Origin of the sequence: Bacillus sp. CCNWLW194, from assembly GCF_037120585.1 — a bacterium.
Classification (GTDB): domain Bacteria; phylum Bacillota; class Bacilli; order Bacillales; family Bacillaceae_G; genus Bacillus_A; species Bacillus_A basilensis.
The window spans coordinates 29063-43768 of sequence record NZ_JBBBBL010000009.1; the positions used below are offsets into that span (position 1 = coordinate 29063).

Below are 14706 nucleotides of genomic sequence, written 5' to 3' on the forward strand. Positions count from 1 at the left end.
TTTTATTGTACTACCGTTCTCTTCCAAAATATGTTACAATAAATAGAACGAACGTTCTATTTATTGAGGGGGATATTTTAAAATGAAAGAACCTATCATCGTAAAAAAAGAAGCTTTCCAAGTAATCGGCGTTTCGATTACGACGACAAATGAAATAGAGGCATCTATTGAAGGAAAAATTCCCGGGCTTTGGAACCGGTACTTCCAAGAACAAATCATGCACCACATTCCAAATCAACAAACGAAAGAAACATTCGCTTTCTACTCAAACTACGAATCAGATGAAACGGGTACATATACCTTTACGATTGGCATGCCTGTTTCTTCATTAGAAGACGTTCCTGAAAATATGACAACTTTAACAATACCTGCCGCTACGTATGCGGTATTTACAACAAGAAAGGGACCAGTTGCTGAAGTTGTTTGCGAAGCTTGGGAATATATTTGGAAATGGTCAAAGGAAAACAAACGTGCTTTTACAACAGACTTTGAGCTTTATGATGAAAGAGCGTTAGATCCAACCAACGTACAATTGGATATTTATATTGCATTAGCCTAAACGACAAAAAAGAAGATACCCTTTGGTATCTTCTTTTTTGTCGTTAAATAGCCACTGTGCAAATTCATTATTATTGTCTACAATGAGAAAGTGCAGTATAGAAATATTAGAAACTGTATAAAACGATTGTTAACAGGTTTTTTAGTTTAAATTTGTCACATAGAAAGGAAGCAATATGGAGGAACTACAACAAAATAAATCTGCTTTAGAAGGAAGCGGAAAACCGTTATTAAAAAATACGAATTTCCTTTTTCTTTGGGCAGCTACTCTTTTTTCAAGTTTTGCTTTAGCCTTTTTTACTTTTTCACAAACGTGGTACATAGCAAAAACATTAAACCTTGAAGCTTCACTCGGTGTTGTTTTCGTAGCTCTTAGTGTTCCAAGGCTTATTTTTATGATTATCGGCGGCGCTGTAGCTGATAAATTCCCGAAAAAAAATATTATGTTTTATTCTAATATTATTCGCGCTATTCTCGTTGCAACCATTCTCACATGGTTCATCGTAGGTGATGTAACACTATATACATTTGCTTTATTCGCCTTATTCTTTGGACTTGCTGATGCTTTTTTCTGGTCAGCTGACGGATCTATCTTACCTGAACTTGTAGAAAAAAACCGTTTAACACAAGCAAACTCACTTACACAAATGACAAACCAAGCATCGGTCATCTTAGGCCCTGTACTTGGCGGCATTCTTATCAAATTTACGAACTATGAAACGATCTTTTCGATCACAATTTTATTACTAATCGTCGCAGCCATACTCGTTCAAAAAATACAATTTACGATGCCAGAGCAGCAAAATACAGACAAAGGCATGTTTACTTCTATTAAAGAAGGAATTTTATACGTAAAGGAATCACCATTCCTTTCAACTTTCCTTCTTTGTAGCGCCTTTTTAAATTTATTTTTAATCGGTCCGATGCAAGTCGGTTTCCCGCTTTTCGTTAAAAATGTTCTGCACGGTGATTCGCTTCAGTTTAGTTACTTAGAAGCATCTGTCGGCGGCGGAATGGCAATAGGCGCGGTCATTGTCGGTTTAAAAAATATTAATCGTAGACGCGGTCTATTTTGCATTATCATGATGCTACTGTCTGGTGTATTCTTCTTATCCATCAACTTTAGCACCGTACTTTGGCAAGCATTATTAGCTGGCATGTTTTACGGTATTACAATTGCAATGGCTATCGTTCCGCTTATGGCGATGATTCAATCGACAGTAAAAGAAGAAATGATGGGACGCGTAATGAGTCTACTTATGCTATCATCCATGGGCTTTATCCCGCTTTCTTATGCATTCACATCAATCGCACTTGCAGTAGGAATTCCAATCGTAGCCGTTATGAAAAGCGGTGCAATCGCCGTTATCGTCTTCGTACTATTTGTAGCGATTCGTGTTCCAGTTGTAAGAAAGTTTGATTAACTACTCGGAGTCATGTGTTATACGCATGGCTCCTTTTTAAATGGATCAAATAACGGTATCCCCTTACTTCTTCTCACAGCTGCTCCCCATTCTAATCCAACCTCTAAAAATAAATCTCGCACTGTACTATATAAAAGTGCCTTAACATTTTTACGGATTTCCCCGTATTTATACGCTCTCACGACACTCTTCACTCGCCAGATGAAATTTCCATACACTTCTTCATCAGCTAATATTTGCTCCAGTAAAACACCTTGTTCTAATAATCCGCTCTTTTTATACGCAAGTTCCACCTTACTCCAAAATATATTAATCTTCTTCGGATTACTCGTCATCGGCAGAAGTGCGTATATAAAAGGCTTCGGTATATCATGGCGACAATACGTCTCATCAAGCTCGTACGTTACTTTTCTATTCTCTTTTATTGGTGGAATGTTTTTATAAAGAATTGTTTCCCGCTCATATTTTTGCTCATTTTTACTACAGCCAGCTGCACAGTCCCCACTTTCACATGCGGACATTTTCATACGGTCATCCATGCGGTCAATTGCAGATGTAAGAAATACATATAAGTTCGCACTATATCCGCCGCGTTTATGTCTTTCTTTTGTCGCAACACGTTTTATAATTCCTAGTTCCTCTAACTTTGCAATGGAACGGCGTACTGTACGAATACTTTTTCTAATATTCGTCGCAATCGTCTCCATTAACGGACAAGCAACTCCTACTGTTTTCTGTTTCTCATTCACTGCATACTTTCCTAAAAAATGAATAATGGTAGCATCCGTTTTATTTAATTGAAATCGATAATATTTCAAAACTTGCTTTTGATATGTATTAAACTCTTCTTTACTTCGAAATTCACTGTATGGTTTCATTAAGTTATATAAACTTCCCATTTTTATCACCTCACTTATAAATAAGAGGCAGGAAGAGAAATTGGCGTGACATTAAATATTTTTTATTGGAGATGAAAATATGATCGTAATTAGCGCTTGTTTAGGTGGAATCGCTTGCCGGTATGATGGAAATGACAATCTCGTTTCAAAAATAGAGGAGCTTCTGCAACAAGAAGATACAGTCCTCATTTGTCCTGAAGTATTAGGGGGATTACCAACACCTCGTCCCTCTGCCGAAATTATTGGCGGGAATGGCGATGACGTTTTAGACGGAAAAGCAAAGGTAATGACAAAAGATGGTGAGGATGTCACAGAAGCTTTCGTAAACGGTGCTTATAAAGCATTAGAACAAATCAAAAATTTACACCCAGAATATATTATTTTAAAAGAACGCAGCCCATCTTGTGGTAGTTCTACAATTTACACCGGAGAATTTAACGGCAATAAACAAATTGGTTACGGGGTAACAACTGCTTTATTTAAAAGACATGGCTTTAAAGTCATTTCAGAAGAGGATTTTGAGAATCAAAAAAGGAATTGACCCTGTTCGTCAATTCCTTTTTATCTTTCTTATTTCACACTTAACTTTTCTTTCACTTTCGCAGGAAGCTCGTCTTTCTTCACTTCTTCCCAAGCTGTTACACCTTTTTTATCTGAATTGTATACGCGTAAGAATGCATCTTTACGAAGATTTTTTTGAGCTGTGAATTCTAATTCTTTTTCTTTTTCTTTTCCGTCTTTATCGAATCCTTTTAATTTATACTCGAAATATTTATGTGGCTCTCCGTTATCAAACTTCTCATTTTTTTCAATTCCATCAGCTGTAACTTGAACGTAATACTCATCTTTTCCTAAACGATTAATATCACAACCAACTAAAAGGCTTGCGAATACAACTAAAATACTAAACAGTGCAATATATCTTTTCATTTCCTTCACCTCATGTTTTTTTCTTATATTGTTATCTTAATGCCCAGAGCTTAAAGAAGAAATTCAAAAACATGACATGAACATTACACTTTTGTAAGATAATAATTATTTCTTCACTTTAGAAATCGTCATCCCGTCACCAATTAGAATAAGTACAGATTCTAAATTTGGATGAGTTGCTACTACTCCGGCAAACTTCTTCATACACATAAACCCACTTCTAATCATGTAAAAGACAGAAATTAGAAGAAAAATAATAATTCCTTATTCAACTAACGGTTTCATTTTCAATATGTAAAAAGGGATTTCTAAATGATGAAGTGAATATGTATTTATTATTTTCTAACTTTTGAGCGAAAGTGTTTTTACATAAGTTTCGCTATGTCCTAATTTAAAATTTTCGAGGGGAAAAATAATATGAATCCTATTTTATTAGATGTTCCGTTACAAATAGAAACAGATAGACTCATTCTTCGAGCACCACTGCAAACCGGTGAAGGGAATGTAGTACACGAAGCTATTAAAGATTCAATCCGTGAATTAAAGCAGTGGTTGTTTTTATTCCAGTCCATTCCTACTGTTGAAGAAACAGAAATTCTCTTGAGAAATGCGCATATAGATTTTTTGAAAAGAGAAAGCTTTCGCTACCTTATCTATCATAAGGAGACGAATGATTTTATTGGAACTGCAAGCCTTCACCGAATTGATTGGAATATTTCTAAATGTGAAATTGGATACTGGATTAACACCCAATTCAGTGGCAGTGGATATATGACAGAAACAGTAAGTGCATTAACAAACCTTGGATTTCAGTTATTTAAATTTAGAAGGATTGAAATACGATGTGAATGTAATAACACGAAAAGTCGTGCAATCCCTGAAAAATTAGGTTTTGAGCTTGAAGGGGTATTACGTAATGAAGATTTTTCAGCTGACGGCAAACAACTAACTGATACTTGCATCTATGCAAAGATAAAGTAAAACTTTAATCAGCCCTTACCAACTGGACTTTTATGGCAAAAGAAAAGACCTCCCTAACGATTGTATTCCATCGCTAAAAAGGTCTTTTTCTATTTCGGCTAAAAACTTAGCACTCTTCTGGCTTACCAGCATTCGTCGCTGTACGGAAAGATGATCCACATCCGCATGATGCGATTGCATTTGGATTATCGATTGTAAATCCGCCACCAAGCATAGATTGTTTATAATCAATTTTTACTCCTTTAACAATTGGAGCACTTTCTGTATCGATAACAAATTCAACACCGAAAAACTCAAGAACTGTGTCGTCTTCTTTTGGTTCTACTTCAAATCCTAATCCGTAAGAAAGGCCAGTACATCCGCCGCCGTGTACAGCAAGGCGCACGTACTTCTCTCCATCTTCAGCATCTTTTAACATATCTTTAATTTGAAAAGCTGCTTGTTCTGTTACTTCAATCATGAAATACACCATCCTTTCTGTTCTCATTCTATTATACATCTTTACGCTTCTATCTTGTACTCATACACTCCGCGGCAAATTACTTCTGCTGGTCCTTTCATTAACACATTGCCTTCTTCTGTCCATGCAATCATTAAATCGCCGCCAGCTAAATGAACTGTAATTTCCTTACCACGTTCCATCTTTCCATTTAAAATAGAGGCTACAACCGCAGCACACGCTCCTGTTCCGCAAGCTTGTGTTACACCAGATCCTCGTTCCCAAACACGGAAGTTCATCTCTTCTTCATTCAAAATCTCGATAAATTCAACATTTACTCGCTCTGGGAACATTTCATGTGTCTCAAGAACTGGTCCAAGCGTTGTAAGAGGTGCTTGTTCTACATCATCAACAAAAATAACTGCATGCGGATTCCCCATAGAAACAGCTGTAAATGCATAACGATGATTATTGTATAAGAAGTTTTCACGAATAAATGGCGTTTCACTTTCGCCAAGCATCGGTATTTCTGCACGTGTTAAACGCGGTGCTCCCATATCGATTTTCGCTAACGTAACTTTCCCTTCTTCTACCGTTACTTCCGCCGTTACAATACCAGCTAACGTTTCAATTGTGAAGACTGTATCTTCTACTAGTTTATGCTCATACGCATATTTCGCTACGCAGCGTAAACCGTTACCACAGCTCTTTCCTTCTGACCCATCATTATTAAACATGCGCATTTTCACCGGCGCTACGTCAGATGGACAAATTAAAATCATTCCATCTGCTCCAATACCAGTATTAATATTTGAAACCTTTTCCGCCACAAGAGCTAAATCTTCTTCAGGAATTTGTTCTTCAAACATATTTACATATATATAACTATTGCCAAGACCATGCATTTTTGTAAAAGAAAATTGGCTCATTTGCATTCACTCCAAAAATAATTTGTTATTTTAAGTATAAAATGCACGCTTTTAGAACACAATATGAATGTCCCCCGTTTCTCATATTTGACAACATTTGGCGATGAGCCATTCTTGCGCAAATTGTGTAAGAAACAAGCCCTTCTAAAAGGGCCTTTTTTTATTTATATACAATTTTATCTTCCCCTGCGAAATAAAATTTTATCTAATGGAAAAAGAAAAAGGTGCTGCTGATTGCAACACCTTAAAACATTGGATTTTCATCTAAATACTCATATACATTATTAACAAGTTCTTCTACTGTAGCACCTTGTACGACTTCACCATTTACAAGAGCAAATGGTCCTTCAAAACAAATACCACAATATCCTAAACAACCATACTCCATTACATCTAAATTCGGATCTTTTTCTAATTTCTCTAAAGCTGCTTGTGAGCCACTCGCAAGGTTACCTACACAAAATTCAATTAATGGTTTAATCAAAATTCTCCCCCCTGTACTACAAAACAAATTACTTTCTGACTTTATCTATAAGAAGAAAACTAAGTTTTCTCTTGTTGTTTTCGTTATACATTCTAAACTATTTAGTTACTTCACTATTTCACTTCAAAGTAGATGGTTTTATTTTATATAACATGCTATTCATAATGAAATAGTAACTAAAAAATGAAAACAGTTTACTTTACTTTTCTTCTTATTGTACAACAGAGTATTCATTCATGCATTGTTATTTGTTCACAAATTCGATATAATTTGATTGAGTAAAGTCGAAATATTTTATTAATATAAAATTGTGTGATTAGGGGATATTTCAACAGAAAAGGGGTAATCCATCATGAAACACCTCGTAATACTAGGTGGCGGCTACGGTGGAATGAGAATTCTGCAACGGCTACTTCCAAGCAACCAACTTCCGGATGATGTACAAGTGACATTAATCGACAAAGTACCATACCATTGTTTCAAAACTGAATATTATGCATTAGTAGCGGGTACAATTTCAGAAACGCATATTCGCATACCGTTTCCTGAGCACCCACGCCTTAATATTCAATACGGCACAATAACAAATATTGATCTCGAAGAAAAAGCTGTTCATCTTGATGGCGGCGAAGCAATCCAATATGATGATTTAATTATCGGACTTGGCTGTGAAGATAAATATCATAATGTTCCTGGAGCAAAGGAATATACACATAGCCTACAATCGATTGAACAAACACGTAAGACATATGAACAATTAAATAGCCTAGAACCAAATGCAACAGTTGCTGTTGTTGGTGCTGGCTTAAGTGGCGTTGAAGTAGCAAGCGAACTTCGTGAAAGCCGTTCTGATTTAAAAATCTATTTATTTGATCGAAAAGATAGAATTTTATTCCCATATCCAGAGAAATTAAGTAGATATGTAGAAGAATGGTTTGTAAAGCATAAAGTTAACATTATACGAAACTCTAACATTACAAAAGTAGAACCAAATATTGTGTACAACCACGATGAGCCACTTGAATGTGATGCAATCGTCTGGACAGCTGGTATTCAAGCAAATGAAGTTGTTCGAAACCTTCCAGTTGAACAAGATGGTAGCGGACGGGTTGTTTTAACAAAATATCACAATATTCCAAATAACGAGCACGTTTACGTTGTAGGAGATTGCGCAGCACTTCCACATGCACCATCTGCACAACTTGCTGAAGGCCAAGGAGAACAAATTGTCCAAATATTATTAAAACGTTGGAATAATGAACCACTTCCTGACGAACTACCTGTAATTAAATTAAAAGGTGTTCTCGGTTCTCTTGGTAAGAAGCATGGCTTCGGTTTACTCGCAAACCAACCATTAATGGGACGTGTACCGAGATTATTAAAATCTGGCCTTCTTTGGATGTACAAATATCATAAGGGTTAATACTTAAAAGGCTGTCTACTAATTAGACAGCCTCTTTTATTAGTTAAAATATAATTATCAGACACATCTTTCTCAATATGGATCATGATTAATTTTTCATTTTTATATTAAAAACTATTGATGAACAGTGTATGCTATTTATAAGTTGTTTTATTTCCTTTAAGACCGAAGTCATTCGGTCTTATTTTTTTATGTTGTAAATACTTTTACAGGAGGTATTCCATTTCACTTATGAACTTAACGAAACTAAACAATCGAATAGAAGTAAAGAAGAAAGAATTGATCTATCTCGTTGAAAAGTACGGATTCACTCATGATAAAGTGATTTCTTTCAGTCAAGAATTAGATCGTTTACTTAACTTATTAATAAAACTCAAGACGAAGAAAAAACGTTGCTCTTTATAACCGTTTTGCAATCTTTTTTGATACGATATAACTAGAATCAGAAAGGAGCCATCTATGTTTATATTAAAAGACGTTACATATAAAGATATACTGCACATTCCTTATTTACAGATTCAAAAAGAAAAAATCACATGTATTATCGGAGAGAGTGGGAGCGGGAAAAGTACATTGCTTCGCATGCTAAATGATTTACAATCTCCAACATCCGGTACAATTGAATACAACGGAAAGCTGATTTCTGATTATCCTCCTATTCAATTACGACGTGACGTAGTCATGCTTGGGCAAACCCCACCTATTTTTGATGGAACGATTAAAGACAATCTATTAATGGGACTTCGTCTTTCTGAAAAACCATTTCCAAATGATGATATTTTGCGGAGCGCGTTAACGACTGTTAGCTTAGAAAAAAATTTAGAAGATAACGCCGATTCATTATCAGGCGGTGAAAAACAACGACTTGCTTTTGCACGTATTGTACTTATGGATCCACCTGTTTATTTATTAGATGAACCAACCTCGGCACTAGATAGCGATACAGAACGCCGCGTTATGAAACAATTTACTATACTAGCAAAAGAAAAGAAAAAAACAGTTATCTTCATCACACACTCACAACAACTTCCAGAAGAAATTGCGGACGATATTATTGAGATTAGTAAAGCAAACGGTGCAACTAGAAAGGAAGTGCTCTCAGTTGAAGGGCGTTATTGAACTACAAATTTGGCAACTTGCCGCTGCATATATTTTTATTCTTATTTTAATCGGGCTTGTGAAATTAAAAGGAATACCTCGCGAAAAACAAATCGCGCTCGCAACATTCCGTATGACCATTCAGCTCGTACTTGTTGCATATGTCCTTACATACGTATTTGAAAACAGTAATCCATTTTATACAATTGCTCTCATTACTTCTATTACTACCTTTGCAATTTTTAATATTTATAAACGAGTTAACATCCCTATGTCCAAAGAATTAAAACGAGTAGCCGCCCTTTCCATGGTTGCCGGATCAATTGGGCCACTTCTACTATTTATCTTTGTTATTATCGGACATAATCCTTGGTATGCGCCGCAATATATCGTTCCGATTACAGGAATGTTAGTTGGGAATGCCATGACTGGTGTTTCTCTCGGTGCAAATACGTTCTTAAACAATATGAAATCACAAAGAGGTCAAATTGAAGGAGCACTTATGCTTGGTGCAACACCGAAAGAAGCAACTGCTCCGCTCATACGCGACGCTTTTGACTCTGCCATTTTACCAACGATCAATTCTATGGTCGGAATGGGGATTATAAGCTTACCGGGCATGATGACCGGTCAAATCTTAGCAGGTGTATCACCATTTACAGCCATTCAATATCAAATCGCAATTATACTCGGTATTTCAGGAAGTACCGCTTTCGCTGTCATTCTCTTCTTACAGCTTGGATATAAGACCTTCTTTAATAAGCGGTGTCAGTTGAAAGAGGTTGACTATAGTGCGAAGTGAATCGTAACTCTCGCTTGGTAAATGATGCACCGTTCTCGGTGAGTGAAATTATATAGACGATTTTTCGAATATATCTATCATAACTCAAAATATATCAACGATTTTTGAAATATATCGACGATTCGACAAGGAATATCGACTTACCGACAAAAAATGACATAATAAAAAGAGGAGGCCTATTCGCCTCCTCTTTTTATTTACTTACGCCTTCTTAACGAATTGTGATTTTAACTTCATTGCTCCGAAACCGTCGATTTTGCAATCGATATCGTGATCGCCATCAACTAGACGGATACTCTTTACTTTCGTACCGATCTTCACAACTGAAGAAGTTCCTTTTACTTTTAAATCTTTAATGACAGTAACAGCATCGCCGTCTTGAAGAACGTTTCCGTTCGCATCTTTTACAACTTTTGCACCATCATTATTTTCAGCTTCTGCTTCTTGGCCCCACTCATGAGCACATTCTGGACATACGAAAAGAACGCCATCCTCATACGTATATTCTGAATTACATTTTGGACAATTTGGTAAAGTAGCCATAAATTCATTTCCTCCGTTCATTATTTATACGTAAAAATCAAAATTGATGTTTACATCTCGATAAATAAAATTTGTATAGCATTTCTTTATACTGCCATAGTCTCACGTTATTGACAAGCCTACCTGGAATTCTCATTTTTTATTTTATTTTACAAAATTTCAATTCGTATGGTGTTTCCAAGTAAAAAAGAAGAACCTTCACAAGATTGTCCTTTTCAAAATGAACGAGTTCTGACTAGAACCCCCAACCATTTTCTTCAATGTAAAATTGATACTCTTCTAACTCATCTTCGCTTAACTTCTTATTATTCTCATATACTTCTTGCCATTCAAAATAGTCTTCACTAAAATAAACAGCAAATTTAATTTTCACGTTTTTCTTCTCTGTATAATCATAACCAGTAAACTCTACTACATCATAATCTTGTTCTTTCTTCACAAGCTTCCAAGCTGGATTATCGGTCATAACCTCGAAAGTAAATCCTTCACTACTTGAACGAACGACATTTTTAATATTCGGCTCAGTTGGTAAAAGTGAGAGTCCGAACATAGCTCCACCAAACACGATTCCAACTATAATCTGGAAACCAACCATACCAGCAAAACTAGCTCCACTCTTTGATTGTAAGTAATACGCCTTCTCATGATCTGGCATATCTTCTCCCTTATGTAATACACGAACAGCATGCTTATAATATAAACGGTTTCCTTGCCATCCAGTAAATATCATCATTCCTAATTGAAGAACTAAACTACATGTTAAATAAATCCCATCTGGAATATCTATAAAAGGAGTTACAACGATACTAGGTACCGCCAATAACGTAAGTATAATAAACAACTTATACATTTTACGATAAGCTAACCAAAAAGTTGGGAAGAAAAAGGCTACCCAATTCCACGTATTCCCTTGCGCTGGATTTTCTACTTTGCCCCACTTAAAGTCATAATAAGCTGTATTCTTTTGAACAACTTTATGCAACTCTTGCGGGGAATTTGTTTCTTGTAAAACAGTTTCCTTCACGTACATCATCCTTTTCTTCTTTCTACATACATGTATTTTATAGAAAGAAAAAGAAGGAATCTAACAAAAAGTACATATATTTCATAAAAATGAACAGAAATCGAATATATTCCTACAATTACCCGTTTATTATTCCATTTTACTTTTTAATATATTAAAATACTTATGAATGATAGGTTTAATACACTAAGTTAAACATTTTACATATTTGATAATAAAAATGTTTCACATGAAACTATTTATATTTTGTATTACCTTGCCTCTACACAATGCTTGTAAAGCCCTTTCTACTTACTACAAAATAGGAAAGACGCCCTTTTCAAAAAGGCGTCTTTTTACAGTTGAAAATTCAATAATAAATAGAATGAATTGTTGAATACATGAATCCCAATTGGAACGAGTAAATTATTTGTTTTCTTATATGTATAGGCTAAACATACACCTATACCAAAAATATATAAAATACTACCTACTGTAAGGGGGTGACCTAAAGTAAATATGAAAGCACTTATGACGGCACTACTAAGTGTAGAAAAACGCTGAGATAATTTCGCGAAAAACATACCTCGAAATACAATTTCTTCCCAAATAGGCGCAAAAATTGTGAGCACAACTACGTATAAAATGAGTTTACTTATAGTAGGCTCTATTACTCTATTAGACTCATCCACACCAAGCCCATGTGGTAAAACTACATTTAATACTGCAAGATATATAAGCAGTACAATCGTTGTTATTACTATCGTTACATAATATTTAAAATTATTGAATTGTAATGATTTTATTAAATGTAAACAGTAATTTCTCGCTGGTGCATACATTAAAATAATTACAAAAAATGTAAAAGGTGAAATGAGATGATTTACATACCACGGATATAATGAGGAGTCATATAAAAAGTTCAAAAAACCAATTCCATACATGACCCCAAAAATAATTACTATCATACTGATTACTTCGAGCATACTCATTTGTACATTCTTTTCTTTATATGTAACTAATTCCGTGTCCATCATATCCCCTCCAGTATAATTAAACATTTTAACCATTATATACCAAAATAAATATAAAAAAAGACAATACAACCAACTGTATTGTCCATTTCCTTCCCTACCATTTCTCTCTACATGTCTCAATTAAGTGCAGTAAATACCTCTTCGTCATATCTGCCCTCCTCCACCTTGAGAGCATTCGCTTTTCTTTTGGATTCTGCCGTATTCTCGCTACTTCTTTTAATAAAAGCTCCCATTCTTCCGCTGAACGTTCTAACAAATATTGCAATCCTCTATCTTTTGAAACGATTGTTTTATGATCTAGTGTATATAAAATACGCCCCATCGTAACGACCGCTGATTCTACCCACTCTTCTATAAAGAATAAATATGGCTGCTTCGCCTTCCCACTCCAGTACTGTTCTACGTTGTATTTCATCGTATTTACTACATCATCCCACCTTATTTGAAACGAAAGGTCTTCTGCTTCTTTCCCGGTAACTGTAATACCTTGATTTTTCAATGTCCACCATGTGACTGCATTAATATCCCAATGTCCTATATTCGCCTTACCATCTGCACAATGCACGTACTCATTCATTTCATCGTTGTATTTCCCTAAATCAACAAGCGGAATATACATACCATCCATTCTTTCCCCTAACGCACTACCACTAAGTTTCTTATGTAATTCTACAAGTTGTTGTTTTTCAGCCTCATTCACAGAATCACTTATTACCGTAACAAAATCAACATCGCTCGTTTCTACATGAAATGCACCAAGTGCGATAGACCCGTAAATATATACCCCGACTATTTTTTCATCCAAAAAAATTTCTTTTAATTCTACTGTGTACCGCTCCATTAACTGTTGTACTTCTGTTGGTAACGCATGCTTCACTCCATTTTTCACATCTATCCCTCCAATAAAAAAAGCCTTTGCAAATTCGCAAAGACTTCCTGCTTTATAAATATTTCTCGATTTCTTCGTAAACATCCTTCAAACGAGGATTTCCTTCTCCAACAATTTCTCCATTTACAAGAACGACTGGATAAAATAAATCTTCTTCCACTACTCGCTCTGCGAATGCTTTCTTATCTTCATCTTCTTGTTCTTCTTGAAAATCAATATACTCGAAATTAAATTTATTTTCTTTTCCTTCATATTTACGACCAATCGCCGCTTGTAACCACTCAAACGTTTCTGTTGAAGATGGCATTCCAACGCAGCTCGCACAAATTACTTTCGTCCCATACACTTGAACATTAACCATTTCTTCTCCCCCACTTCTTGTTTCAACAGTATATTCAGATGTCTTAGTACATAAGCACATCATTTTACAAACTTATTCCATATCCCTATACTGAAAAAACACGTTGTAAACATGATAAAAAATTTCGACAATAAAACAAGAACAGAAAAAATAGATTTTCCCCTCTATCTTGATTATAATAAAACTGATGAAAGGAGTCGATAAAAATGGAAAACCCACATATGCAAGAACAAGTACTAGAAGTATTAGATAAATTACGTCCATTCTTACTTCGCGATGGCGGAGACGTTGAATTAGTAGACATTGAAGAAGGTATCGTAAAATTACGCCTTATGGGTGCATGCGGAAGCTGCCCAAGTTCTACAATCACACTAAAAGCTGGTATCGAGCGCGCGTTACTTGAAGAAGTACCAGGCGTTATCGAAGTAGAACAAGTATTTTAATCTAAAAGCGGAAGCGGCTCGTTCAAAGTCACTTGCTAAAAAGAGACCCCAATGGGTCTCTTTTTTTATTCAAATATCACTTATGCGTTAACATCATAAAACAAAATTGGAAATCCTTCTCAAAAAATGCGATAATTGATACTATATAATGAATCGTTCACACATATAAAGTAAAAAACATAGGGGGACGACACATGCCAAAAATGGGGAACACTTTTTTAACAATTCAAGAACTAGAAAAGAAAAAAGAGTATTTATTAGATCTTTCATCCGTTATACCAACATGGAATGCGAGCTATCAATTTTTATTTAAAGAAATCCAGCAAGAATTATTAAGTAAAGTAAATGAAAAACTCGAAAAGCATCAATTCGTTTTAAATATATGTGCAGATCAACAGGTAGGGGCATAATGTATTACATACAATTGTAGTATAAAAAAAGAGACCTCAATCGGTCTCTTTTT

At 35.3% G+C, this 14706-nt stretch carries 21 protein-coding genes; 10 read left to right on the forward strand and 11 right to left on the reverse strand.

Features of this window, described 5'->3' with window-relative positions:
* The first annotated feature begins 82 nt into the window (after positions 1-82).
* Positions 83-559 carry a GyrI-like domain-containing protein gene (locus V7S50_RS20150; RefSeq protein WP_242256519.1) on the forward strand — a complete coding sequence of 159 codons (477 nt, stop codon included), beginning with the start codon at positions 83-85 and terminating at the stop codon, positions 557-559.
* 175 nt (positions 560-734) lie between these two features.
* Positions 735-1982, forward strand: a complete 1248-nt coding sequence (locus tag V7S50_RS20155; RefSeq protein WP_242256518.1) for an MFS transporter — start codon at positions 735-737, stop codon at positions 1980-1982.
* 17 nt (positions 1983-1999) lie between these two features.
* Here V7S50_RS20155 and V7S50_RS20160 read toward each other — a convergent pair whose 3' ends face one another.
* A complete protein-coding gene (locus tag V7S50_RS20160) occupies positions 2000-2881 on the reverse strand; it encodes a helix-turn-helix domain-containing protein (protein WP_242256516.1) in 882 nt (293 codons plus the stop codon).
* A gap of 79 nt (positions 2882-2960) precedes the next feature.
* Between V7S50_RS20160 and V7S50_RS20165 the strand changes: the two genes are divergently transcribed.
* The gene (locus tag V7S50_RS20165) at positions 2961-3422 is read left to right on the forward strand and encodes a DUF523 domain-containing protein (protein ID WP_242256514.1); all 462 of its coding nucleotides are present in this window, start codon (positions 2961-2963) and stop codon (positions 3420-3422) included.
* Between the two features lie 29 nt (positions 3423-3451).
* On the opposite strand, the gene V7S50_RS20170 is transcribed toward V7S50_RS20165, so the two are convergent.
* Together V7S50_RS20170 and V7S50_RS20175 are read right to left on the reverse strand one after the other, a co-directional pair.
* Entirely contained in the window at positions 3452-3811 is a 360-nt protein-coding gene (locus V7S50_RS20170) for a YxeA family protein (RefSeq protein WP_242256512.1), read from the reverse strand.
* A gap of 105 nt (positions 3812-3916) precedes the next feature.
* Positions 3917-4039 carry a methyltransferase gene (locus tag V7S50_RS20175; RefSeq protein ID WP_309259480.1) on the reverse strand — a complete coding sequence of 41 codons (123 nt, stop codon included), beginning with the start codon at positions 4037-4039 and terminating at the stop codon, positions 3917-3919.
* A gap of 189 nt (positions 4040-4228) precedes the next feature.
* Here V7S50_RS20175 and V7S50_RS20180 point away from each other — a divergent pair, with 189 nt between their 5' ends.
* Positions 4229-4792, forward strand: coding sequence for a GNAT family N-acetyltransferase (locus tag V7S50_RS20180; RefSeq protein ID WP_242256510.1), 564 nt, complete (start codon positions 4229-4231; stop codon positions 4790-4792).
* Positions 4793-4898: 106 nt separating this feature from the next.
* Here V7S50_RS20180 and V7S50_RS20185 read toward each other — a convergent pair whose 3' ends face one another.
* The 3 genes from V7S50_RS20185 to V7S50_RS20195 form a co-directional block, all read right to left on the reverse strand.
* Positions 4899-5252: a HesB/IscA family protein gene (locus tag V7S50_RS20185; protein ID WP_000573830.1), complete on the reverse strand. Its 354-nt coding sequence runs from the start codon at positions 5250-5252 to the stop codon at positions 4899-4901.
* A gap of 41 nt (positions 5253-5293) precedes the next feature.
* Entirely contained in the window at positions 5294-6160 is an 867-nt protein-coding gene (dapF, locus tag V7S50_RS20190; protein ID WP_166704715.1) for a diaminopimelate epimerase, read from the reverse strand.
* A 244-nt stretch (positions 6161-6404) separates the two neighbouring features.
* Complete coding sequence (locus V7S50_RS20195) at positions 6405-6644, reverse strand: YuzB family protein (protein ID WP_000595026.1); 240 nt, start codon at positions 6642-6644, stop codon at positions 6405-6407.
* A gap of 352 nt (positions 6645-6996) precedes the next feature.
* On the opposite strand from V7S50_RS20195, the gene V7S50_RS20200 reads away from it, so the two are divergent.
* The 4 genes from V7S50_RS20200 to V7S50_RS20215 all read left to right on the forward strand — a co-directional run bounded on the left by V7S50_RS20200 (position 6997) and on the right by V7S50_RS20215 (position 9967).
* On the forward strand, positions 6997-8067 hold the full coding sequence (locus V7S50_RS20200; RefSeq protein ID WP_000682065.1) for an NAD(P)/FAD-dependent oxidoreductase: 1071 nt from the start codon (positions 6997-6999) through the stop codon (positions 8065-8067).
* Positions 8068-8298: 231 nt separating this feature from the next.
* Positions 8299-8472 carry an aspartyl-phosphate phosphatase Spo0E family protein gene (locus tag V7S50_RS20205; protein WP_063222111.1) on the forward strand — a complete coding sequence of 58 codons (174 nt, stop codon included), beginning with the start codon at positions 8299-8301 and terminating at the stop codon, positions 8470-8472.
* 54 nt (positions 8473-8526) lie between these two features.
* A complete protein-coding gene (locus V7S50_RS20210) occupies positions 8527-9186 on the forward strand; it encodes an ABC transporter ATP-binding protein (protein WP_242256508.1) in 660 nt (219 codons plus the stop codon).
* Entirely contained in the window at positions 9170-9967 is a 798-nt protein-coding gene (locus V7S50_RS20215) for an ABC transporter permease (RefSeq protein ID WP_063222113.1), read from the forward strand. Before V7S50_RS20210 ends, V7S50_RS20215 begins: the two co-directional genes overlap by 17 nt.
* Positions 9968-10168: 201 nt before the next feature.
* Here the strand turns inward: V7S50_RS20215 and phnA are convergent, their stop codons facing one another.
* The 5 genes from phnA to V7S50_RS20240 all read right to left on the reverse strand — a co-directional run bounded on the left by phnA (position 10169) and on the right by V7S50_RS20240 (position 13800).
* Positions 10169-10510 (reverse strand): alkylphosphonate utilization operon protein PhnA, encoded by a 342-nt coding sequence (gene phnA / locus V7S50_RS20220; RefSeq protein WP_000212737.1) that lies wholly within the window; start codon positions 10508-10510, stop codon positions 10169-10171.
* A 235-nt stretch (positions 10511-10745) separates the two neighbouring features.
* A complete protein-coding gene (locus V7S50_RS20225; RefSeq protein ID WP_242256543.1) occupies positions 10746-11540 on the reverse strand; it encodes a DUF2628 domain-containing protein in 795 nt (264 codons plus the stop codon).
* Positions 11541-11869: 329 nt separating this feature from the next.
* Positions 11870-12547 (reverse strand): CPBP family intramembrane glutamic endopeptidase, encoded by a 678-nt coding sequence (locus tag V7S50_RS20230; RefSeq protein ID WP_242256506.1) that lies wholly within the window; start codon positions 12545-12547, stop codon positions 11870-11872.
* A gap of 97 nt (positions 12548-12644) precedes the next feature.
* Complete coding sequence (locus V7S50_RS20235) at positions 12645-13523, reverse strand: nucleotidyltransferase domain-containing protein (RefSeq protein WP_242256504.1); 879 nt, start codon at positions 13521-13523, stop codon at positions 12645-12647.
* Positions 13492-13800, reverse strand: a complete 309-nt coding sequence (locus V7S50_RS20240) for a YuzD family protein (RefSeq protein ID WP_044740522.1) — start codon at positions 13798-13800, stop codon at positions 13492-13494. Before V7S50_RS20240 ends, V7S50_RS20235 begins: the two co-directional genes overlap by 32 nt.
* A 206-nt stretch (positions 13801-14006) precedes the next feature.
* Between V7S50_RS20240 and V7S50_RS20245 the strand changes: the two genes are divergently transcribed.
* On the forward strand, positions 14007-14243 hold the full coding sequence (locus tag V7S50_RS20245) for a NifU family protein (protein WP_000431159.1): 237 nt from the start codon (positions 14007-14009) through the stop codon (positions 14241-14243).
* 194 nt (positions 14244-14437) lie between these two features.
* Positions 14438-14653, forward strand: coding sequence for a hypothetical protein (locus tag V7S50_RS20250; protein WP_016136920.1), 216 nt, complete (start codon positions 14438-14440; stop codon positions 14651-14653).
* Positions 14654-14706 lie beyond the last annotated feature (53 nt).